30 protein-coding genes and 2 pseudogenes are annotated in these 18,780 nt (G+C 52.7%); all 32 read right to left on the bottom strand.

Annotated elements, in window-relative coordinates:
• Nucleotides 1-73: 73 nt before the first annotated feature.
• The 32 genes and pseudogenes from MUN79_RS00260 to fusA all read right to left on the bottom strand — a co-directional run bounded on the left by MUN79_RS00260 (nucleotide 74) and on the right by fusA (nucleotide 18,696).
• Nucleotides 74-1,063 carry a DNA-directed RNA polymerase subunit alpha gene (locus MUN79_RS00260; RefSeq protein WP_135464454.1) on the bottom strand — a complete coding sequence of 330 codons (990 nt, stop codon included), beginning with the start codon at nucleotides 1,061-1,063 and terminating at the stop codon, nucleotides 74-76.
• Nucleotides 1,064-1,133: 70 nt separating this feature from the next.
• Entirely contained in the window at nucleotides 1,134-1,739 is a 606-nt protein-coding gene (rpsD, locus tag MUN79_RS00265) for a 30S ribosomal protein S4 (RefSeq protein ID WP_100337302.1), read from the bottom strand.
• Nucleotides 1,740-1,869: 130 nt separating this feature from the next.
• The gene (gene rpsK / locus MUN79_RS00270) at nucleotides 1,870-2,262 is read right to left on the bottom strand and encodes a 30S ribosomal protein S11 (protein ID WP_100337301.1); all 393 of its coding nucleotides are present in this window, start codon (nucleotides 2,260-2,262) and stop codon (nucleotides 1,870-1,872) included.
• 76 nt (nucleotides 2,263-2,338) lie between these two features.
• Entirely contained in the window at nucleotides 2,339-2,716 is a 378-nt protein-coding gene (rpsM, locus tag MUN79_RS00275) for a 30S ribosomal protein S13 (protein ID WP_244675868.1), read from the bottom strand.
• Between the two features lie 26 nt (nucleotides 2,717-2,742).
• The gene (gene rpmJ / locus MUN79_RS00280) at nucleotides 2,743-2,859 is read right to left on the bottom strand and encodes a 50S ribosomal protein L36 (RefSeq protein WP_046246595.1); all 117 of its coding nucleotides are present in this window, start codon (nucleotides 2,857-2,859) and stop codon (nucleotides 2,743-2,745) included.
• A 9-nt stretch (nucleotides 2,860-2,868) separates the two neighbouring features.
• Nucleotides 2,869-3,087 carry a translation initiation factor IF-1 gene (gene infA / locus MUN79_RS00285; protein WP_086592757.1) on the bottom strand — a complete coding sequence of 73 codons (219 nt, stop codon included), beginning with the start codon at nucleotides 3,085-3,087 and terminating at the stop codon, nucleotides 2,869-2,871.
• A 4-nt stretch (nucleotides 3,088-3,091) separates the two neighbouring features.
• Nucleotides 3,092-3,862 carry a type I methionyl aminopeptidase gene (gene map / locus MUN79_RS00290; protein WP_244675869.1) on the bottom strand — a complete coding sequence of 257 codons (771 nt, stop codon included), beginning with the start codon at nucleotides 3,860-3,862 and terminating at the stop codon, nucleotides 3,092-3,094.
• A 7-nt stretch (nucleotides 3,863-3,869) separates the two neighbouring features.
• The gene (secY, locus tag MUN79_RS00295) at nucleotides 3,870-5,192 is read right to left on the bottom strand and encodes a preprotein translocase subunit SecY (RefSeq protein ID WP_244675870.1); all 1,323 of its coding nucleotides are present in this window, start codon (nucleotides 5,190-5,192) and stop codon (nucleotides 3,870-3,872) included.
• A 13-nt stretch (nucleotides 5,193-5,205) separates the two neighbouring features.
• Nucleotides 5,206-5,652, bottom strand: a complete 447-nt coding sequence (gene rplO / locus MUN79_RS00300) for a 50S ribosomal protein L15 (RefSeq protein ID WP_135464449.1) — start codon at nucleotides 5,650-5,652, stop codon at nucleotides 5,206-5,208.
• 13 nt (nucleotides 5,653-5,665) lie between these two features.
• Nucleotides 5,666-5,755, bottom strand: a complete 90-nt coding sequence (locus MUN79_RS31610) for an uL30 family ribosomal protein (protein WP_375378277.1) — start codon at nucleotides 5,753-5,755, stop codon at nucleotides 5,666-5,668.
• A gap of 95 nt (nucleotides 5,756-5,850) precedes the next feature.
• Nucleotides 5,851-6,324: a 30S ribosomal protein S5 gene (rpsE, locus tag MUN79_RS00310; protein ID WP_188556339.1), complete on the bottom strand. Its 474-nt coding sequence runs from the start codon at nucleotides 6,322-6,324 to the stop codon at nucleotides 5,851-5,853.
• A gap of 128 nt (nucleotides 6,325-6,452) precedes the next feature.
• On the bottom strand, nucleotides 6,453-6,803 hold the full coding sequence (gene rplR, locus MUN79_RS00315; protein ID WP_100337295.1) for a 50S ribosomal protein L18: 351 nt from the start codon (nucleotides 6,801-6,803) through the stop codon (nucleotides 6,453-6,455).
• Between the two features lie 9 nt (nucleotides 6,804-6,812).
• Nucleotides 6,813-7,367: a 50S ribosomal protein L6 gene (rplF, locus tag MUN79_RS00320; RefSeq protein WP_100337294.1), complete on the bottom strand. Its 555-nt coding sequence runs from the start codon at nucleotides 7,365-7,367 to the stop codon at nucleotides 6,813-6,815.
• An 18-nt stretch (nucleotides 7,368-7,385) separates the two neighbouring features.
• Nucleotides 7,386-7,783: pseudogene (gene rpsH / locus MUN79_RS00325) on the bottom strand (30S ribosomal protein S8).
• A 186-nt stretch (nucleotides 7,784-7,969) separates the two neighbouring features.
• Entirely contained in the window at nucleotides 7,970-8,239 is a 270-nt protein-coding gene (gene rpsN / locus MUN79_RS00330) for a 30S ribosomal protein S14 (protein WP_135464447.1), read from the bottom strand.
• Complete coding sequence (gene rplE / locus MUN79_RS00335) at nucleotides 8,232-8,792, bottom strand: 50S ribosomal protein L5 (protein ID WP_100337291.1); 561 nt, start codon at nucleotides 8,790-8,792, stop codon at nucleotides 8,232-8,234. Before rplE ends, rpsN begins: the two co-directional genes overlap by 8 nt.
• Nucleotides 8,793-8,807: 15 nt before the next feature.
• Nucleotides 8,808-8,852, bottom strand: a complete 45-nt coding sequence (locus tag MUN79_RS32330; RefSeq protein WP_511177092.1) for a hypothetical protein — start codon at nucleotides 8,850-8,852, stop codon at nucleotides 8,808-8,810.
• A complete protein-coding gene (rplX, locus tag MUN79_RS00340; RefSeq protein WP_511177093.1) occupies nucleotides 8,834-9,070 on the bottom strand; it encodes a 50S ribosomal protein L24 in 237 nt (78 codons plus the stop codon). The genes MUN79_RS32330 and rplX overlap by 19 nt, the downstream gene beginning before the upstream one ends.
• A 4-nt stretch (nucleotides 9,071-9,074) precedes the next feature.
• Nucleotides 9,075-9,443, bottom strand: coding sequence for a 50S ribosomal protein L14 (gene rplN, locus MUN79_RS00345; RefSeq protein ID WP_100337289.1), 369 nt, complete (start codon nucleotides 9,441-9,443; stop codon nucleotides 9,075-9,077).
• A 1-nt stretch (nucleotide 9,444) separates the two neighbouring features.
• Nucleotides 9,445-9,735, bottom strand: a complete 291-nt coding sequence (gene rpsQ / locus MUN79_RS00350) for a 30S ribosomal protein S17 (protein WP_244675872.1) — start codon at nucleotides 9,733-9,735, stop codon at nucleotides 9,445-9,447.
• Nucleotides 9,736-9,737: 2 nt separating this feature from the next.
• Nucleotides 9,738-9,950 (bottom strand): 50S ribosomal protein L29, encoded by a 213-nt coding sequence (gene rpmC, locus MUN79_RS00355; protein ID WP_100337287.1) that lies wholly within the window; start codon nucleotides 9,948-9,950, stop codon nucleotides 9,738-9,740.
• A 1-nt stretch (nucleotide 9,951) separates the two neighbouring features.
• Complete coding sequence (rplP, locus tag MUN79_RS00360) at nucleotides 9,952-10,377, bottom strand: 50S ribosomal protein L16 (protein ID WP_100337286.1); 426 nt, start codon at nucleotides 10,375-10,377, stop codon at nucleotides 9,952-9,954.
• 39 nt (nucleotides 10,378-10,416) lie between these two features.
• Nucleotides 10,417-11,310, bottom strand: coding sequence for a 30S ribosomal protein S3 (gene rpsC / locus MUN79_RS00365; protein WP_244675873.1), 894 nt, complete (start codon nucleotides 11,308-11,310; stop codon nucleotides 10,417-10,419).
• Nucleotides 11,311-11,315: 5 nt separating this feature from the next.
• Nucleotides 11,316-11,801: a 50S ribosomal protein L22 gene (gene rplV / locus MUN79_RS00370; protein WP_100337284.1), complete on the bottom strand. Its 486-nt coding sequence runs from the start codon at nucleotides 11,799-11,801 to the stop codon at nucleotides 11,316-11,318.
• A gap of 1 nt (nucleotide 11,802) precedes the next feature.
• Entirely contained in the window at nucleotides 11,803-12,081 is a 279-nt protein-coding gene (gene rpsS, locus MUN79_RS00375) for a 30S ribosomal protein S19 (RefSeq protein WP_044515463.1), read from the bottom strand.
• Between the two features lie 3 nt (nucleotides 12,082-12,084).
• The gene (gene rplB / locus MUN79_RS00380; RefSeq protein ID WP_244675874.1) at nucleotides 12,085-12,912 is read right to left on the bottom strand and encodes a 50S ribosomal protein L2; all 828 of its coding nucleotides are present in this window, start codon (nucleotides 12,910-12,912) and stop codon (nucleotides 12,085-12,087) included.
• Between the two features lie 37 nt (nucleotides 12,913-12,949).
• Nucleotides 12,950-13,237 (bottom strand): 50S ribosomal protein L23, encoded by a 288-nt coding sequence (rplW, locus tag MUN79_RS00385; protein WP_100337282.1) that lies wholly within the window; start codon nucleotides 13,235-13,237, stop codon nucleotides 12,950-12,952.
• Nucleotides 13,237-13,875: a 50S ribosomal protein L4 gene (gene rplD / locus MUN79_RS00390; protein WP_244675875.1), complete on the bottom strand. Its 639-nt coding sequence runs from the start codon at nucleotides 13,873-13,875 to the stop codon at nucleotides 13,237-13,239. The genes rplW and rplD overlap by 1 nt, the downstream gene beginning before the upstream one ends.
• 6 nt (nucleotides 13,876-13,881) lie before the next feature.
• Nucleotides 13,882-14,502 (bottom strand): 50S ribosomal protein L3, encoded by a 621-nt coding sequence (gene rplC, locus MUN79_RS00395; protein WP_244675876.1) that lies wholly within the window; start codon nucleotides 14,500-14,502, stop codon nucleotides 13,882-13,884.
• 287 nt (nucleotides 14,503-14,789) lie between these two features.
• Entirely contained in the window at nucleotides 14,790-16,067 is a 1,278-nt protein-coding gene (locus MUN79_RS00400) for an O-antigen ligase family protein (protein WP_244675877.1), read from the bottom strand.
• A 159-nt stretch (nucleotides 16,068-16,226) separates the two neighbouring features.
• Nucleotides 16,227-16,532: a 30S ribosomal protein S10 gene (rpsJ, locus tag MUN79_RS00405; protein ID WP_022822123.1), complete on the bottom strand. Its 306-nt coding sequence runs from the start codon at nucleotides 16,530-16,532 to the stop codon at nucleotides 16,227-16,229.
• Between the two features lie 20 nt (nucleotides 16,533-16,552).
• A pseudogene (gene fusA, locus MUN79_RS00410) lies at nucleotides 16,553-18,696 on the bottom strand (elongation factor G).
• Between the last annotated feature and the right edge of the window lie 84 nt (nucleotides 18,697-18,780).

An 18,780-nucleotide genomic window follows, 5' to 3' on the forward strand; every position in this document is an offset into this window, starting at 1 on the left:
ATGCAAAGAAATAGGCTGATTGCTGCAGGCCAACTTGTAGGTCAGCGTAGCGGCAATCAGCCTATTGGGTATGCTAGTCTTCGTCGAGGCGATACTTGCCCAGGTCCATCCCGAAGGTCAGACCTTTTTCCTCCACGAGGTTTTCGAGTTCGGTCAGCGACTTCTTACCGAAGTTGCGGAACTTCATCATGTCGCTCATGTCCAGCTGCACCAATTCGCCCAGCGTCTTGATATCCGCGGCCTTGAGGCAGTTGTAAGCGCGTACGCTCAGGTCCATATCCGCCAGCGGCGTCTTCAGAACCTTGCGCATGTGCAGCGTCTCTTCGTCTACCGTCTCTTCTTCCTCGGCTTTGGCCGTTTCGAAGGTCATGGTGTTGTCCGAGAACAGCATGAAGTGTTGAATTAGAATGTTGGCGGCACCTTTCAGTGCATCCTCCGGATGAATCGAACCGTCCGTCTGAATCTCGATGAGGAGTTTCTCGTAGTCGGTCTTCTGCTCTACACGGGTGTTCTCGATGCTGTACTTCACGTTCTTGATAGGCGTGAAGATGGCATCGATGGCAATTTGCCCGAACACCTGGTCGGCCGGACGATTTTCCTCGGCAGGTACGTAGCCGCGGCCTTTCTGAATCGTGAATTCAAACTCCAACTCTACCGAAGGATCAACGTTGCAGATAACCATATCTGTGTTGAGAACTTCGAAGCCAGTCGAGAATTTATTGATGTCACCAGCCGTGAACGTCTCTTGGCCCTTGATGCGGACCGTGATTTTGTCCTCGATGGCGTCGCTCACTTTCTTGAAGCGAACCTGCTTTAGGTTCAGGATGATTTCGGACATGTCCTCAATCACGCCTTCAATCGTCATGAACTCGTGCAGCACACTGGAAGTGCGGACCGACGTGATGGCATAGCCCTCCAGCGACGACAGCAGGATACGGCGCAATGCGTTGCCGATCGTGACGCCGTAGCCTTTCTCCAGCGGTTTAAATTCAAATGTACCGTAGAAGTCGTCGGATTTCTCCATCACTACTTTCTCCGGCATTTGAAAAGCTAAGATTGACATAAGTGGGGCTTTAAAAATACAACAAGGAAAAAACGAAGTAAGAACCCGACCATAAGCCGGGTTCCAATAATTACTTCGAGTAAAGCTCGACGATGAGCTGCTCCGTGATTTTCTCCGGAATCAGGTCACGTGAGGGGGCGTTCAGGAACTTGCCCACCAATTCCTTGCCGTCCCACTCCAGCCACGAGAAAGCACGCGAGTTGCGGGCGCTCAGGCTGGTAGTGATGGCCTCCAGAGACTTCGACTTTTCGCGAACACCTACTACGTCACCAGCGCGGAGCTTGTACGAAGCAATGTTTACTACTTCACCGTTCACCGTGATGTGCTTGTGCAACACCAGCTGGCGAGCAGCGCGACGGGTTGGAGCAATGCCAAAACGATATACTGTGTTGTCCAGACGTGACTCGAGCAGAGCCAGCAGGTTGTCGCCGGTGATGCCGGGCAGAGTAGCTGCTTTATGGAACAGGTTTTCGAATTGCTTCTCCAGTACACCGTACATGTACTTTACTTTCTGCTTCTCCATCAGCTGCACTGCGTATTCCGACTGCTTCTTGCGGCGGCCACGGCCGTGCTGGCCTGGAGGATAGTTCTTTTTGTTGAGTGCCTTGCTTGGGCCGAAGATTGGCTCTGCGAAGCGACGGGCAATCTTGGTTTTAGGACCAGTATAACGTGCCATTTCGGGGTATTTGAGTTTTGCAGGGGTTGAACCACGCGTGTCGGGCCTCTCGGATGCGGCTCACCCGCAGGGCAAGCCGGATCGGAAACCCGACACAGGGGCGAACCAGATGGTTCGCGAGTTCAGTATATCAGACGCGACGACGCTTAGGAGGACGGCAGCCGTTGTGGGGCAGCGGGGTCACGTCGCGGATGGTGGTTACCTCAATGCCCACGTTCTGGAGGGTACGAATAGCCGACTCACGGCCAGCGCCCGGACCTTTCACGAATACTTCGGCCTTGCGCATGCCCAGGTCGTGGGCAACTTTGGCGCAGTCCGTAGCTGCCATCTGAGCAGCGTAGGGCGTGTTCTTCTTAGAACCTTTGAAACCCATCTTACCAGCCGATGCCCAGGAAATAACCTGACCATTGTTGTTGGTGATGGAGATGATGATGTTGTTGAAGGAAGCCTTGATGTGAATCTGGCCTACCTGCTCAACAACGACAACGCGCTTTTTGGCTTTGTCTTTTCTCTTTTGTGCCATTTGGTTATCGCAAAAAACTGCGGAAGGTGTTGAAGCCGGTTCAGTGTCCCGAACCGGCTTCGATTCCCGCTACAATTTATTTAGTAGCTTTTTTCTTGTTGGCAACGGTTTTCCGCTTGCCTTTGCGCGTGCGCGAGTTGTTCTTGGTACGCTGACCACGAACTGGCAGACCTTTGCGGTGACGCAGACCACGGTAGCAACCGATGTCCATCAAACGCTTAATGTTCAGCTGCACTTCCGAGCGCAGAACACCTTCGGTCTTAATTTCGGCAGCAATGATGCTGCGGATTTCGCCAGCTTCTGCTTCCGTCCAGTCCTTTACTTTCTTGTTCAGGTCGATGCCGGCCTTGGTCAAGATTTTCTGTGCGGATGGACGGCCGATGCCGAAAATGTAGGTCAGCGCGATTTCACCGCGCTTGTTGTCCGGGATATCTACCCCTGCAATACGAGCCATTTGCTTTCTTAAAAAGTCTGGTGCTACTAACCCTGACGCTGCTTGAAGCGTGGGTTCTTTTTGTTGATGACGTACAGCTTGCCGTTGCGGCGAACAAGCTTACAGTCAACACTGCGTTTCTTGACCGAGGTTTTGACTTTCATGTCGTCGGGTTATTTGTAACGGTAAACAATTCGGCCCTTCGATAAGTCGTAAGGGGACATTTCCAGCTTCACCTTATCGCCCGGCAGGATTTTGATGTAGTGCATTCGCATTTTGCCCGAAATGTGAGCAACGAGCTGGTGACCGTTTTCTAATTCCACGCGGAACATGGCGTTTGAAAGGGCTTCCAGAATGACTCCGTCCTGTTCAATGGAGGATTGTTTGGCCATAAGGCTACTGTAAGGCTTTTTCTATGTATTCAAAGGAAGTGAGAATCTCCGCTTTGTCTTTACGTACTACTACCGTGTGCTCAAAGTGAGCAGAAGGTTTGAAATCCTTAGTCCGGATAGTCCAGCCATCCTTTTCCTGGATTACACTCTTCGTGCCCAGATTCACCATCGGCTCAATGGCCAGTACCAAGCCAGCCTGCAGCTTCAAACCTGCACCACGCTTACCGTAGTTAGGTACTTCTGGCCGCTCGTGAAGCTTTTGACCAATTCCGTGGCCGACAAGTTCCCGCACAACTCCATATCCTTGTTTTTCAACGTGGTTTTGGATGGCGTAACCTAAGTCACCCATTCGGTTGCCGGCTACTGCCTGTTCAATGCCCAGGTAAAGCGACTTTTTGGTTTCTTCCAGCAGCTTGAGCACTTCTGGTACCACCTCCCCTACTGGGTAGGTGTAAGCACTATCGGCATGGTAGCCGTTCAACAAGACTCCGCAGTCTACCGAAACAATATCTCCGCTCTTAAGCTGATAGTCGCTCGGGAAACCATGCACCACGACTGAGTTAGGCGAGATGCAGAGACTGTATTCAAAACCATTATACCCTTTGAAGGAAGGTTGCCCGCCATGGTCCCGGATGAACTCTTCCGCCCGCTGATCTAGCGCGCGCGTCGTGATGCCCTCCTTGATCATGCCCGCAACCTCTCCGTGGGCTTGAGCCAGCACTTTCGCGCTGGCTCGGATGAGTTCTATTTCTTCTTCGGTCTTGTAGATGATCATAACCGAATTAGGATGCCAAGGCTACGTTCTGAGTAGAACGACCACGCAGCTTGCCCGTCTTCATCATACCATCGTAATGACGCATGAGCAAGTAGCTTTCTACCTGGTTCAAGGTATCCAGAACAACGCCTACCATGATGATCAATGAAGTACCACCGTAGAAAGCAGAAAAGGGACGCGTCACACCAGCAAGAAGAGCCAAAGCTGGGAAGATGGCTATAAGAGCCAAGACAATGGCACCAGGCAGGGTGATGTGCGTCAAAATCTCGTCAATGTGCTCCGAGGTATCGCGGCCAGGCTTAACCCCCGGAACGAAACCACCACTACGCTTCAGGTCGTCCGCAATTTGATTGGGGTTAACGCTGATAGCCGTGTAGAAGTAAGTGAAGACGATGATGAGTGTAGCAAAAACTACGTTGTACTGCCAAGAAGTATAGTCCGAGAACTTCTGACCAACAGCGGCTGCAAAGTCGCTATCGGCTTGCCAAACGGAGGCAACAATAGCGGGCACAAACATCAACGACTGCGCGAAGATGATAGGCATTACTCCAGCGGCGTTTACTTTCAGCGGAATAAACTGGCGCTGAGCGTTCAGTTGTGTAGTACCGCCTACTTGCTTGGCATACTGTACTGGAATCCGGCGAACAGCCTGCGTCAATACGATTACGGCCATTACGACCAAGAACAACACTACCAATTCAATGAGGAAGATCAGCGAGCCGCGCATGCCTTTAGCTGCTGCCTCACCGATAATAGCTCCTGGAAAGCGCGATACAATCCCGATCATGATGATCATGGAAATACCGTTACCAATACCCTTATCCGTAATCTTCTCACCTAGCCACATACAAAACAGCGTTCCAGCCGTAATGATGAGCATTGTGGAGAAAGTAAAGAAAGGGCCAGGAGCGATAATAGCTTCCGCATTAATAGTGGCAATGAAGCCGATAGACTGTGCCATTACAATCGGAATCGTGAGAATCCGGGTGTACTGGTTAATCTTCTTCCGACCTGATTCGCCTTCTTTCTGTAGCTTCTGGAAGTAAGGCACTGCAATGGTTAGCAGCTGCAATACAATCGAGGCTGAGATGTAGGGCATGATACCCAGGGCGAAGATAGAGGCATGGCTGAAGGCACCGCCAAGCAGTGTATCCAGAATACCAAACAGACCTTCAGCGCCACCCTGCTTCAAACGCGACGCGTCGACGCCGGGGAGTACCACGTAGGAACCCAGCCGATAGATGGCAATGAAAAAAAGCGTATTGAAGATCCGCGTACGCAGATCTTCAATCGCAAAAATGTTCTTTATCGTTTCGATAAACTTTTTCATCGCCGATAAGACTTTACAGCGTCACAGCTTTACCACCGGCTTTCTCGATGGCTTCAACAGCCGATTTCGAGAAGGCGTGGGCATGTACTTCCAGAGCGGTGGTAACTTCACCACGACCCAGGATTTTGATTTTGGCGTTCTTAGACACCAAGCCAGCCGACACGAAGTAAGCAACGTCCATCGTGGAAGTGCTGTTCTTTTCGTTGAGGCTGGTTAGAGCATCAAGGTTGATGCCTTTGTACTCCACACGGTTGATGTTCTTGAAGCCGAACTTCGGAACACGACGCTGCAGCGGCATCTGGCCACCTTCGAAGCCAGACTTCTTGGAGTAACCCGAACGAGACTTTTGACCTTTGTGACCACGCGTCGACGTGCCGCCGCGGCCGGAACCCGTACCACGGCCAAGGCGCTTGTTGTTGCGCGTTGAGCCTACGGCGGGTGAGAGATTGCTGAGATTCATATCGAGGGGAATCCTAGAGTTCAGTTACTTCCAAGAGGTGCTGCACAGCGGCCACCATACCGGCAACCTGAGGCGTGTTTTCCACGGCCTTCGTGCTGCCAATTTTACCGAGGCCTAGAGCCTTAACGGTACGCTTTTGACGCTCGGGCGGTCAATAACGCTTTTCACGAGTTTGATTTGGATCTGCGCCATCTCTGCTTAACCGTTAAAAACTTGGGAAAGAGTGATACCACGCTGCTGGGCAATCTGCATCGGGTCACGCATCTTCAGCAGAGCATCAAAGGTTGCCTTTACCACGTTGTGGGGGTTCGAAGAACCTTTCGACTTAGCAAGTACATCCTTGATACCAGCGCTTTCAAACACGGCACGCATAGCACCACCAGCAATTACACCGGTACCGGCAGCAGCAGGCTGCACCAGCACGAAGCCGCCAGAATATTTGCCTTCCATCACGTGAGGAACGGTGTGCTTGTAAAGCGGCACCTTCACCAAGTTCTTTTTAGCGTCGTCGATACCTTTGGCAATAGCGTCGGTAACTTCGTTGGCTTTGCCAAGACCGTAACCTACGGTGCCGTTACCGTCACCTACTACTACGATGGCCGAGAAGCTGAAGCGACGACCACCTTTAACTACTTTAGCAACACGGTTGATAGCGACTACCTTCTCTTTCAGATCGGATTCGCCAGCGCGGGGTGCCTGGTCGCGGTTGCCACCACGGTCATTGCCACCACCACGACGGTCGTTGCCGCCACGGTCATTGCCACCACCACGGGGTTGTTATTGAATTCTGCCATGATGATTTAGAAATTGAGGCCGCCTTCGCGGGCTCCTTCTGCCAATGATTTTACGCGGCCGTGGTAGAGGTAACCCGAACGGTCAAATACCACTTTCGAAATTCCTTTCTCCTGAGCACGGGAGGCAAGTTCTTTGCCTACTGCGGCAGCCAGGGCGACTCCGTTGCCCTCTTCCACCGAAACGTGCTTCGAGGAAGCAGCCGCCAACGTACGGCCAGTGGTGTCGTCAATAATCTGAGCATAGATGCCCGTATTGCTGCGGAACACTGACAAACGTGGACGCTCGGACGTGCCAGCCACCTTAGTGCGGATGATGCGCTGGATCCGTTTTCTTCTAGTTGCTTTATCGAAAGCCATGATGCGAAATTATTTCGAAGCCGTTTTACCAGCCTTACGACGAATTTGCTCACCCACGAAACGCACGCCTTTGCCTTTGTAAGGCTCAACTTTGCGCAGCGAGCGAATCTTAGCAGCTACCTGACCCAGCAATTGATTGTCAATGCTGTTCAACGTAACGATTGGGTTCTTACCTTTTTCGGTTACGGCCGTAGCAGTAACTTCCTTTGGCAAGGCCAAGAAGATATTGTGCGAGTAACCCAGCGACAATTCCAGCGTAGTACCGGCCATTGCGGCTTTGTAACCTACACCTACCAGCTCCAGCTTCAGTTCAAAGCCGTTGCTTACACCATTGACCATATTGTTGATCAAAGAGCGGTACAAACCGTGCATAGCTTTGTGGCGCTTCTGCTCAGTAGGACGCTCAACAACCAACTGGCCATCGGCTTGGGTAAGGGTAATGTCGCGGTCAACTGGGGTAGTCAGGGTACCTTTCGGGCCCTTCACCGTGACGGTGTTTTCGTTGCTTACTTCAACCTGAACGCCCGAAGGCAGGCTGATCGGCAGTTTACCAATGCGTGACATAGTCTCGTTTCTCCTCGATTAGTAAACGTGGCACAATACTTCACCACCCACGTTCTGAGCTTTTGCCTCTTTCTCCGTCATTACCCTTTCGAGGTCGACAGGATGGCAATACCCAAACCGCTGAGTACACGCGGCATGTTCTCCACGTGAGCGTACTGACGCAGACCGGGGGTGCTGATGCGCTCCAGTTTGGTGATAGCAGGCTGCTTCGTAGTAGGGTTGTACTTCAGGGCAATCTTGATAGTGCCCTGTACCGAAGAGTCATCAAAGCGGTAGCTCTGGATGTAACCCTTGTGGTAAAGCACTTTCGTGATTTCCTTTTTGATGTTGCTGGCCGGAATTTCGACTACCCGGTGGTTTGCCTTGATGGCATTGCGCACCCGGGTCAGGAAGTCGGCAATTGGATCTGTATTCATTGTGTAGATGAGAGCAGCCCATTTTTTAGGGAGCCGCAAAGATATGAAAATTTCGCCGCCATTTGAAAGTGGCGACGAAATTTTCGGTTAAGACTACTTGGCTCGACTTATTGAGGCTCGGCCAATGGTTTCTTTCGGCAACCTGCCAAATATCACTGCCTTAGTGTGAGTAAGGCAAAAGCTGTATTACCAGCTCGACTTCGTTACGCCGGGGATCTTACCAGCCAGCGCCATTTCGCGGAACGTAACCCGGCTGATGCCAAACTTACGCATGTAGCCACGAGGACGACCGTTGATTTTATCCCGGTTGTGTACGCGTACGGGCGAGGCGTTGCGGGGCAACTTATCCAGACCTTCGTAGTCGCCGGCGGCTTTCAGAGCCTTACGCTTTTCAGCATAACGCTCTACCGTAGCGATGCGCTTTCTTTCTCTTGCTTTGACGGATTCCTTAGCCATTGTTCTGTTTCTTGGCGTTAGCGAACGGCATTCCGAAAGCTTTGAGGAGCTCGTAGCTCTGCTCGTCGTTCTCGGCGGTCGTTACGAAGGTAATGTCCATACCCGAGATTGACTTAATCTTGTCGATCGAAATTTCGGGGAAAATGATCTGCTCCTTGATACCGAGGGTATAGTTACCCCGGCCGTCAAAGCCTTTATCATTGATGCCTTTGAAGTCACGCACCCGGGGGAGAGCAACTGTCAGCAAACGGTCCATGAACTCGTACATCTGCTCGCCACGCAAGGTAACGCGGGCGCCGATGGGCATGCCTTCACGGAGTTTGAAGTTCGACACCGAACGCTTGGCAATGGTAGCAACGGCTTTCTGACCAGTGATGGTCGTCAGCTCATCCACACCATTGTCAACCAGCTTTTTGTCGGCTACTGCCGAGCCAATACCGCGGTTGATGCAGATCTTGGTGATGCGTGGTACCTGCATGATGCTCTTGAACTGGAATTTCTCCTGGAGCGCGGGTACTACTTCTTTTTGATATATATCTTTCAGTCGGGCCATTGTCGTCGTACCGGGTTAGGCGTTTTTCGATTCAACTGCCTTCACGTTGGATACGTGGATTGGGGCTTCGATCTTGGTGATACCCCTTGCGGGTTTTTAGCACTGGGTTTGTTGTGCTTGGTCACCAGGTTCAGGCCTTCCACGATAACGCGCTGCGTCGAACGGTTTACCGACTTGATAACGCCGGTCTTGCCACGCTCATCACCAGCAATTACCAGAACGGTATCACCGGTTTTAACGTGCAGTTTCACGGGCTGTGCTTTCGTCTTCGTTGCCATATGCTTAGAGAACTTCAGGAGCTAGTGAAACAATTTTCATGAACTGACGCTCACGCAACTCACGAGCTACTGGGCCGAAAATACGGGTACCACGGGGCTCATCGTTGTTGTTAAGCAGAACAGCGGCATTGTCGTCGAAGCGGATGTACGAACCGTCTTTGCGGCGTACTTCCTTCTTCGTGCGAACTACCACAGCCTTCGATACAGTGCCCTTCTTGGCATTACCGGAAGGCAGAGCCGACTTGATCGAAACAACGATCTTGTCGCCTACGCTGGCGTATTTCTTGCCCGTGCCACCGAGGACACGAATGCATAGAACTTCTTTGGCGCCGCTGTTATCAGCGACGGTCAGACGGGATTCTTGCTGTATCATCTTACTTGGCGCGTTCTACAATTTCTACCAATCTCCAGCGCTTGTTCTTGCTCAGCGGGCGGGTCGACATGATGCGAACCGTATCGCCTTCACCGCACTCGTTATTCTCGTCGTGAGCCATAAATTTGGTCGACTTGGTAACGAATTTGCCGTAGATCGGGTGTTTCATTTTGCTTTCCACTACTACCGTGATGGACTTATCCATCTTGGAAGAAGCTACGCGCCCGATGATTTCTTTCCGCAGGTTCCGCTCTTCGGCGGTCGTTACCTGCTGTTCTTCGTTGGTTGCCATCGTTATTTAGCAGTTTGGTTTGCCTGCTCGTTTTCGCGACGGGTCAACTCAGTCTTCAGACGAGCTACGGTACGGCGGCTGTGCTTCAGGCGAACTGGGTTTTCCAAGGGCGAGATGGCGTGCGCGAAACGCAGTGCCTGGCCGCTGGTTTGTTCAGTCTTGATTTGCTCCTTCAGCGCTTCTAGCGAAAGGGCTTGGATTTCTGCGTTCTTCATCTTACTTGTTCTCTTCGTAGTCGCGACGAACAACAAACTTAGTTTTCACTGGCAGCTTCTGCGCAGCTAAACGCAGGGATTCCTGAGCCACTTCCAGCGGCACGCCGTCCGATTCGAACATGATAGTGCCGGGCTTCACGCAGGCTACCCAATATTCTGGGCTACCCTTACCCTTACCCATGCGAACTTCAGCGGGCTTCTTGGTAATTGGCTTATCTGGAAAAATACGGATCCATACTTGACCTTCCCGTTTCATTGCGCGGGTCATGGCGATACGAGCTGCCTCAATCTGACGAGCCGTGATCCAAGCCACTTCCAACGATTTGATAGCGAAGGAACCGAAGTCTATGGAGCTGCCGCGGTAGGCTAGGCCTGTTACGCGACCCTTTTGCATCTTGCGATACTTGGTCCTTTTCGGTTGTAACATGAGTTATCGAAAATTGAAATTCTTGAAAAGAGAAAAGGACTAGCGACGTGGGCCGCCCTGACCGCCGCCACGGTTGGCACCACCGGGTGCTCCACCGCCACGACGCTGACCACCGCCGGCTTGACCGCCACGGTTGTCGCCACCACCCTGACCACCGCGGTTGTCACCGCCACGCTCATTGCGAGGGCCACGTGGGCCACGGTCACCACCACGGTCGCCACGCTCACCACGTGGGCCACGGTCGTTACCGCCGCCACGAGTGTCGTTGCCCTGGTTGGCAGGCTGCTGGTTTGGCGACAAGTCGGGCTTGCCGAATACCTCACCACGCATGATCCACACCTTGATGCCGATCTTGCCATACACAGTCTGAGCTTCCGACAGAGCGTAGTCGATGTCGGCACGCAGCGTGTGCAGCGGGGTACGGCCTTCTTTGTACTGCTCGGAACGAGCAATTTCGGCACCACCCAAACGGCCACCGCACTGAATCTTGATGCCTTCGGCACCAACACGCATTGCAGCTTGGATAGACATCTTCATAGCGCGACGGAACGAGATACGAGCCTGCAGCTGCTGAGCGATGCTCTCGCCCACGAGCTTGGCGTCGAGTTCCGGACGCTTAATTTCGAAAATGTTGATCTGAACGTCCTTGCTGGTGATCTGCTTCAGCTCGTCCTTGATCTTATCAACTTCCTGACCGCCCTTACCGATTACCACACCTGGACGAGCCGTGTTGATGGTAATGGTGATGCGCTTCAGGGTACGCTCGATTACGATGCGGCTAATGCCACCTTTCGGGATACGAGCGAGTACATATTTGCGGATTTTTTCGTCCTCAACCAGCTTATCGGCAAAGTCCTTGCCGCCATACCAGTTCGAGTCCCACCCTTTGATGACGCCCAAACGGAAGCCAACCGGATTTACTTTCTGTCCCATAGTGCTTATGCGGTGGCTTCAGCCGAGGTTTCGTTGGATTTCTTAGCCGAGCTACGACGAGTAGTTTTCTTCGGAGCCTCAGCAACAGCGTCAGTAGCAGGTTTGGTTTCAGCAGCCTGCTTTACAGCAGCCTTGCTTCCCAGTGCTTCTACTTTGGTGTCGATGGTCAGCGTCACGTGATTGCTACGCTTGCGGATGCGGTGACCACGACCCTGAGGGGCGGGACGCAGACGCTTCAGCTGACGACCTTCATCAACGAAAATCTCTTTGATGTAGAGGTTAGCATCCTCGATGCGCTCGTCCTCGTTCTTCTGCTGCCAGTTGGCCAGAGCCGACAGGAGCAGTTTCTCGATTTTCTCAGCGCCCGAATTAGCTTCAAATTTCAGCAAGCCCAGAGCGCGGGTCACTTTCTGACCACGTACCAGGTTGGCTACCATGCGCATCTTGCGAGGCGAGGTAGGCACGTTACGGAGTTTAGCGGTAGCTTCCATATTAGCGCTTGCCTTTATCTTTCTTGGCGATGTGGCCACGGAAGTTACGGGTGGGGGCAAACTCACCGAGTTTGTGACCTACCATGTTCTCCGTTACATACACCGGGATGAACTTATTGCCGTTGTGAACGGCGAAGGTGTGGCCTACGAAGTCGGGCGAAATCATCGAGCGGCGAGACCAGGTCTTCACCACCGACTTTTTGCCGGAATCTTCCATTGCCGTGACTTTCTTCTCGAGCCGGAAGTCAATGTACGGCCCTTTTTTTAGCGAACGTGCCATTGGTTACTTCTTGCCTTTACGGTTAACGATGAGCTGCTCGGAGTACTTGTTCTTGTTGCGGGTCTTCTGACCCTTAGCGAAGATACCGTTGCGGCTACGTGGGTGACCACCCGACGACTTACCTTCACCACCACCCATTGGGTGATCCACTGGGTTCATGGCAACACCACGAACACGTGGGCGACGACCCATCCAACGGTTACGACCGGCTTTGCCGAGACGTACGTTCATGTGGTCACCGTTAGAAACCGTACCAACCGTAGCCATGCAGGTAACCAGTACCATGCGCATCTCACCGGAAGGCAATTTCAGGGTTGCGTATTTCTCTTCGCGAGCTACCAGCTGAGCATACGTGCCAGCCGAGCGAGCGATAGAAGCACCGCCACCGGGCATCAGCTCGATGTTGTGCACGATCGTACCCAGCGGAATTTCGCGCAGGGACAGAGCGTTGCCAACTTCAGGAGCTACGCCTGGGCCCGATACCACCGTGGTGCCTACTTCCAGACCGGCGGGCGCAATGATATAGCGCTTTTCGCCGTCGGCGTAGCTCAGCAGAGCGATACGAGCAGTGCGGTTCGGATCGTATTCAATCGTCTTAACAGTAGCTGGAACACCAGCCTTGTCACGCTTGAAGTCGATAACCCGATACTTCTGCTTGTGACCACCGCCGATGTAGCGGTTGGTCATTTTTCCGGATTCATTCCGGCCACCGGATTTTTTCAGGGGTGCCAACAGCGACTTCTCCGGCGTCGACGTCGTAATCTCGTCGAACGCGGGTGCGATGCGGAAGCGCTGACCCGGTGATGTTGGTCTTAGTTTTTTGAGTGCCATTTTATCTTAAAATGCGCGTTTCGTCGGTTGCCCGACCTTAGATACCGTTGTAGAAGTCGATTACGTCGCCTTCCTTCACGGTTACAATAGCCTTCTTTCCGTGGGGGCGACGGCCCGAAACGGAGCCACCCTTGGTGAATTTCGACTTCAGCTTGCCGTTGGTGCGGATCGTGCTAATGCCCGTTACCGTTACACCATACAGAGCCTCGATTTCCTTTTTGATCTGAACCTTGTTGGCAGTGCGCTCTACTTCGAAAGCGTACTGGCCTTTCTCGTTCAGGGCCGTGGCCTTCTCGGTCACGATAGGTTTCTTCAGCGTGCTCATTACTCAGCGGTAGTATAGAGTTGTTCCAAGGATTTCAACCCGTCTTCCGACAGCAGCAGGGTGTCCGTGTTCAGCAGGTCGTGAGTGTTCAGAGCTACTGGAGTAGCAATCTTCACGCGCTGGATGTTACGGGCCGAGAGCAGCACGTTCTTGTCGGCTTCAGCGGCAACGAACAAGGTTTTCTTGCCGTTGTTGAGCTTAAGACCGTTCAAGATCGAGAGGAAATCTTTCGTTTTGGGAGCGTCCAGGGAGATATTCTCCACCAGAGCAACCTTGCCATCCTGGGCCAGTACCGACAGAGCGGACAGACGGGCCAGGCGCTTGGTCTTTTTGTTCAGCTTGAAGCCGTAGTCACGGGGCTCAGGACCGAATACCCGGCCACCACCGATAAATACTGGCGACTTCATGCTGCCGGCGCGGGCACCGCCCGTACCTTTTTGCTTCTTGAGCTTCTTCGTGGTGCCGTGCACCTCGTTGCGCTGCTTCGACTTGTGCGTACCCTGGCGCTGGTTGGCCAAGTACTGCTTCACGTCGAGGTACATCACGTGCTCGTTCGGCGTGAGGCCGAAGATGGCGTCGGACAGGGTTACCTTGCGGCCGGTGTCCTCACCTTTGATGTTATATACTGACAGTTCCATCTTGCGTTATTTTTCCAGGACCACGTAAGAGTTCTTGGAGCCGGGAATAGAGCCGCTCACCAGAATCAGGTTCTTGTCGGCTACTACGCGCATTACTTTCAGGTTCTGCACTTTTACCCGGTCATTGCCCATACGGCCACCCATGCGCATTCCTTTGAATACGCGCGAAGGCCAGGAGCAAGCACCGATAGAACCAGGGTGACGCAGACGGTTGTGCTGACCGTGGGTCTGCCCGCCTACACCGGCAAAGTTGTAGCGCTTAACTACGCCCTGGAAACCTTTACCTTTTGAGGTGCCTACTACGTCAACAAACTCGCCTTCTTCGAAGAGGCTAGCGTCGATGGTAGAACCTGCAGCGTACGTCGATTCCGCGTCGAGACGGAATTCAACCAGCTTTTTCTTGGGGGTGGTACCGGCTTTAGCGAAGTGACCAGCCAAAGCTTTGGTCGTGTTCTTCGCTTTTTTCTCGCCGTAGCCGATCTGAACGGCGGTGTAACCGTCGTTGGCCAGCGTTTTAACCTGCGTCACTACGCACGGACCCGCCTCGATGAGCGTGCAGGGAATGTTTTTCCCGTCCGGAGTGAAGAGGCTTGTCATACCGATTTTTTTACCGATGATGCCAGGCATTCTGTTAGATTTTATGAAAAGACGCAATAAGAAAACGCCCAAATAGCGTTTTCGGAATGGGAGTGCAAAGCTAGCAAATTGTTGGGGCATAATCCAACCCCGCTCTGAAATATTTTCAGAATCACTTAGTTGGCTCGTTGAGGAGGCTATTAACTCAGTTTCAGCTTCTTCCCTACCCCACTTCTGTCGGGTACAGCCACTGCATGAAGAAGCTCCACTTCCTCCCAGTTCCAGCGGGGCAAAGTTGAGCTCTTAAAAAGTACAATAACTAGGTTCAGAAAGATTAATCAGGCTGGTCTCCAGGTCTGGGATTCTTCAGCAGCGGTGACGCGCAACCCGTTTAATCCAAGCAGGATGAAAAACAGGGAATAAGTCAGGCCAATCTGAGTTTCCAGGGTATACTCCACCAGAAAGGAAAGAGAGACTATAGCGTACTGAATGACGACCAGTGGCGCAAAGCGGGGCCAAGTCCAGAGAAGGGGATAATAAAAGCACAGCGTAAAGACGAGCACGCCAACCAAACCAAAAGCCACTGCAGAATAAATAAATTGATTGTGGGGCTGGATGTAGGACTCGGGATGGATGCTGGGATAATCGCGCTGGTAATGAATAGCCATTTCTTCGGGCATATCAGCCTTACTCACTCCAAACCATGGATTGTCTTGTACCAACTTACCGGCAACCTTATAGGAATACACCCGAGCTACAAGCGAATAGTTATTAGCCGCAGCGGTGTTATCCACTTTGCTGAGGTCTTCTTGGGTGTTGGTAAACTTATTACGAAAAGTAGGGAAGCTCACGTAGCTCAGCACTGGTAATAGCAGCAGTATTGCCGCTATAACGGCTGCTCGACGGTAAGCACGCCGTTGTAGTATTAGCCAGCCTATCATTAGGGCTCCTACTACATAAAATGTTACCAGGCCACTTCGTACTGCCAAAAGATGCTGGAACAGAGCCAGCACGACAACGGCTATAACGAGCAGATGACGCCGAGTGCTCTGCAAAGTAGTATCGAAGGTCAAGTGCACAACGGCTACAGCCACCGCCAGCGTCACCATCAGGCTAAAGCGAATATGGTCGGGCTCCGTGGGCATTATCTTCGAATGCAGATACATTTCATTGATTTCAGCCGTGTGCAACAGATAATTGCCAGTAGCTAATAAAGCAGCTACTACGACGCAGCCAATAAACAATTCCCACAAACGAGTCAGATAATGGCTTGGCAATGCCGGCAGCAACCAGAACGACAAGGGCAACAAGAGAAATGGCGACTGCAGAACCACATCCCGGGTGTACTCTCCGAGATTTCGGGGCTCGGTTGTAAGCCCAGCCGCCAGATGGAGCAAGAACACGCAAGCCAAAGCAGCATACACGCGCCAGTCGCGTTTGCTTCCCTCCTGCTGCCGATGCACCACACTGTAGCAAATTGCGGTGAGTGTAACCCCTACAATACCGATGCTAGGCAGGATCCGGAAGAAGTCAGCCACAAACAACCCCACGATAATGAAGGAGCAGAACACAGCTGCGGCTAAGGTCAAGCGTGGCACTGTCAGGATCAACTGCATAAGGAATCTTGCGGGGTGAGATTTTGGGAGCCTTCCTCCTACTTACTTCGAAATAGAGACCAACTCAACGGCGCAAGTTGGCTAGTATATATAAGAAAACACCCCACCAGTCCGAAAACTGATGGGGTGTTTATCTTATTCAGCTACTGAAACCAGTCCTCAGACTTTGATTTCAACGTCAACGCCGCTGGGCAGCTCAAGCTTCATCAGAGCATCTACGGTCTTCGACGAAGTCGAGTAGATGTCCACGAGGCGCTTGTAGGTGCAGAGCTGGAACTGCTCACGCGACTTCTTGTTCACGTGGGGCGAACGAAGAACGGTGAATTTTTCCTTGTCGGTCGGCAATGGAATTGGACCGCTTACGATAGCGCCCGTAGCCTTCACCGCCTTCACAATCTTCTCCGACGATTTGTCCACCAAGTTGTGGTCGTAGGATTTAAGTTTAATGCGAATTTTCTGGTTCATGTCTGTAATGTGGAAGCGGATTAGCGAATGGCGTTACCCTTTTGCTTGGCAATGATACCGTCGGCAAGGTTCTGAGGAACCTGGTCGTAGTGCGAGAACGTGAGCGACGCCGAAGCGCGACCCGACGAAATCGTACGCAGCGTAGTCACGTAGCCGAACAGCTCCGACAGCGGGACGTCAGCTTTGATTACGTTCAGACCACCTTTGGTATCGAGGCCCTTCATGATGCCGCGGCGACGGTTCAAGTCACCGGTTACCGAACCCGTGTACTCGTCGGGCGAAACTACTTCTACAGCCATGATAGGCTCGAGCAGTTTCGGACCAGCCAAGCGGCCGGCTTCACGGAAACCACCACGGGCAGCGAGTTCGAACGACAGAGCGTCCGAGTCAACATCGTGGTAAGAACCGTAGAACAGACGCACGCGCATGCCTTCGATGGGGAAGCCCGCCAACGGACCGTTCTTCATGGCTTCTTCGAAACCTTTCTGAACCGGAGCAATGAATTCGCGGGGATAACACCACCCGTGATGTCGTTTACGAACTCCAAACCGGGTTTCTCCGGATCGGTCAGTTTCGGACCGAGTTCGAATACGATATCACCGAATTTACCACGACCACCCGTCTGCTTCTTGTAAGTCTCGCGGTGTTCCACGGACTTGGTCAGAATCTCTTTGTAGGCAACCTGAGGAGCACCCTGGTTGATTTCAACCTTGAACTCACGACGCATACGGTCGATGATGATTTCAAGGTGAAGCTCACCCATACCTTTCAACACGGTCTGGCCGGTCTCGGGGTCGGTCTGAACAACCAGCGTGGGGTCTTCTTCCACGAGTTTGGCAATAGCCATACCCATTTTATCAACGTCAGCCTGAGTTTTAGGCTCAATGGCGTAGCCGATTACGGGCTCAGGGAAGCTCATCGACTCCAGTACCACGCGCGACTTCTCATCGGTCAGCGTGTCACCGGTTTTGATGTCTTTGAAACCAACACCAGCAGCAATGTCACCCGCTTGAATCTTATCGATTGGGTTCTGCTTGTTGGAGTGCATCTGCATCAGACGCGAAATACGCTCTTTCTTGTTCGTGCGGTTGTTGTGCACGTACGAGCCAGCATCCAGCACGCCGCTGTAGCAGCGGAAGAAGCACAAGCGACCTACGAAGGGGTCAGTTGCGATTTTGAAGGCCAGAGCCGTGAAAGGCTCGCTGTTGTCGGGGTGACGCTCAACGGACTCACCGGTCTCAGGGTCCGTACCAACGATGGCCGGCATGTCGAGCGGCGAAGGCAGGTAAGCCATAACGCCGTCCAGCATCGACTGAACACCTTTGTTTTTGAACGCCGAACCGCACATTACGGGCGAGAACTTCATGTCGATAACCGCCTGGCGGATAACAACCATCATTTCTTCGCGCGTAATGGAGTCTGGATCGTCGAAGAATTTCTCCAACAGACGGTCATCATACTCGGCAACGCTCTCAACGAGCTTCTGACGCCATTCGGCTACCGTCTCCACCAGATCCTCGGGAACCGGGATTTCGGAGTACGACTTGCCTTGGGTAGCATCATCCCATACGATAGCCTTACCCGTCAGCAGGTCGACTACACCCTTGAAGGTGTCTTCGGCGCCGATTGGGATTTGCAGGGGCACGGGGTTAGCACCGAGCTTGTCTTTGATTTCGCTAACAGCCTTGAAGAAGTCAGCACCGGCACGGTCCATCTTGTTGACGAAGCAGATGCGGGGCACCTTGTACTTGTCAGCCTGACGCCATACGGTTTCCGACTGGGGCTCAACACCCGAAACGGCGCAGAACAGAGCAACAGCACCGTCGAGTACACGCAGCGAGCGTTCAACTTCTACCGTGAAGTCAACGTGGCCGGGGGTATCGATGAGGTTGATCTTGTACTGCTTGGTCTCTGGGGTTGGGTCACCTTTTGCGTCGGTGGGGTAATTCCAGAACGTGGTGGTAGCAGCCGAAGTGATGGTGATACCACGCTCCTGCTCCTGCTCCATCCAGTCCATCGTGGCGGCACCTTCGTGCACTTCCCCGATTTTGTGGGTCTTACCGGTGTAGTAGAGAATGCGCTCCGAAGTCGTGGTCTTACCGGCGTCGATGTGCGCCATAATCCCGATATTCCGGAGGTATTGCAGGTCTTTATTAACAGCCATTGCTTTTATTGGGGTCTTAGATACTTAAGGTCTTAAGGTCTTGGGCTGCTCAACAGAAAAATCCGTCAAAAAAATCCAAGTCCT

This window comes from Hymenobacter cellulosilyticus (assembly GCF_022919215.1).
Taxonomy (GTDB): Bacteria; Bacteroidota; Bacteroidia; order Cytophagales; family Hymenobacteraceae; genus Hymenobacter; species Hymenobacter cellulosilyticus.

Coding starts and splice junctions, on each gene's coding strand:
- MUN79_RS00260 (WP_135464454.1), bottom strand. CDS start 1,063: ATGTCAATCTTAGCTTTTCAAATGCCGGAGAAAGTAGTGATGGAGAAA.
- rpsN (WP_135464447.1), bottom strand. CDS start 8,239: ATGGCTAAGGAATCCGTCAAAGCAAGAGAAAGAAAGCGCATCGCTACG.
- secY (WP_244675870.1), bottom strand. CDS start 5,192: ATGAAAAAGTTTATCGAAACGATAAAGAACATTTTTGCGATTGAAGAT.
- map (WP_244675869.1), bottom strand. CDS start 3,862: ATGATCATCTACAAGACCGAAGAAGAAATAGAACTCATCCGAGCCAGC.
- rplR (WP_100337295.1), bottom strand. CDS start 6,803: ATGGCTTTCGATAAAGCAACTAGAAGAAAACGGATCCAGCGCATCATC.
- rplE (WP_100337291.1), bottom strand. CDS start 8,792: ATGGCCCGACTGAAAGATATATATCAAAAAGAAGTAGTACCCGCGCTC.
- rpsM (WP_244675868.1), bottom strand. CDS start 2,716: ATGGCTCGTATTGCAGGGGTAGATATCCCGGACAACAAGCGCGGTGAA.
- rplD (WP_244675875.1), bottom strand. CDS start 13,875: ATGGAACTGTCAGTATATAACATCAAAGGTGAGGACACCGGCCGCAAG.
- rplX (WP_511177093.1), bottom strand. CDS start 9,070: ATGGCAACGAAGACGAAAGCACAGCCCGTGAAACTGCACGTTAAAACC.
- rpsS (WP_044515463.1), bottom strand. CDS start 12,081: ATGGCACGTTCGCTAAAAAAAGGGCCGTACATTGACTTCCGGCTCGAG.
- rpsD (WP_100337302.1), bottom strand. CDS start 1,739: ATGGCACGTTATACTGGTCCTAAAACCAAGATTGCCCGTCGCTTCGCA.
- rplC (WP_244675876.1), bottom strand. CDS start 14,502: ATGCCTGGCATCATCGGTAAAAAAATCGGTATGACAAGCCTCTTCACT.
- rpsQ (WP_244675872.1), bottom strand. CDS start 9,735: ATGGCAACCAACGAAGAACAGCAGGTAACGACCGCCGAAGAGCGGAAC.
- rplB (WP_244675874.1), bottom strand. CDS start 12,912: ATGGCACTCAAAAAACTAAGACCAACATCACCGGGTCAGCGCTTCCGC.
- rplV (WP_100337284.1), bottom strand. CDS start 11,801: ATGGAAGCTACCGCTAAACTCCGTAACGTGCCTACCTCGCCTCGCAAG.
- MUN79_RS00400 (WP_244675877.1), bottom strand. CDS start 16,067: ATGCAGTTGATCCTGACAGTGCCACGCTTGACCTTAGCCGCAGCTGTG.
- rpmJ (WP_046246595.1), bottom strand. CDS start 2,859: ATGAAAGTCAAAACCTCGGTCAAGAAACGCAGTGTTGACTGTAAGCTT.
- rplN (WP_100337289.1), bottom strand. CDS start 9,443: ATGATACAGCAAGAATCCCGTCTGACCGTCGCTGATAACAGCGGCGCC.
- rpmC (WP_100337287.1), bottom strand. CDS start 9,950: ATGAAGAACGCAGAAATCCAAGCCCTTTCGCTAGAAGCGCTGAAGGAG.
- rplW (WP_100337282.1), bottom strand. CDS start 13,237: ATGAGCACGCTGAAGAAACCTATCGTGACCGAGAAGGCCACGGCCCTG.
- rpsJ (WP_022822123.1), bottom strand. CDS start 16,532: ATGAACCAGAAAATTCGCATTAAACTTAAATCCTACGACCACAACTTG.
- rplP (WP_100337286.1), bottom strand. CDS start 10,377: ATGTTACAACCGAAAAGGACCAAGTATCGCAAGATGCAAAAGGGTCGC.
- rplO (WP_135464449.1), bottom strand. CDS start 5,652: ATGAATCTCAGCAATCTCTCACCCGCCGTAGGCTCAACGCGCAACAAC.
- rpsC (WP_244675873.1), bottom strand. CDS start 11,310: ATGGGACAGAAAGTAAATCCGGTTGGCTTCCGTTTGGGCGTCATCAAA.
- rpsK (WP_100337301.1), bottom strand. CDS start 2,262: ATGGCACAAAAGAGAAAAGACAAAGCCAAAAAGCGCGTTGTCGTTGTT.
- rplF (WP_100337294.1), bottom strand. CDS start 7,367: ATGTCACGCATTGGTAAACTGCCGATCAGCCTGCCTTCGGGCGTTCAG.
- infA (WP_086592757.1), bottom strand. CDS start 3,087: ATGGCCAAACAATCCTCCATTGAACAGGACGGAGTCATTCTGGAAGCC.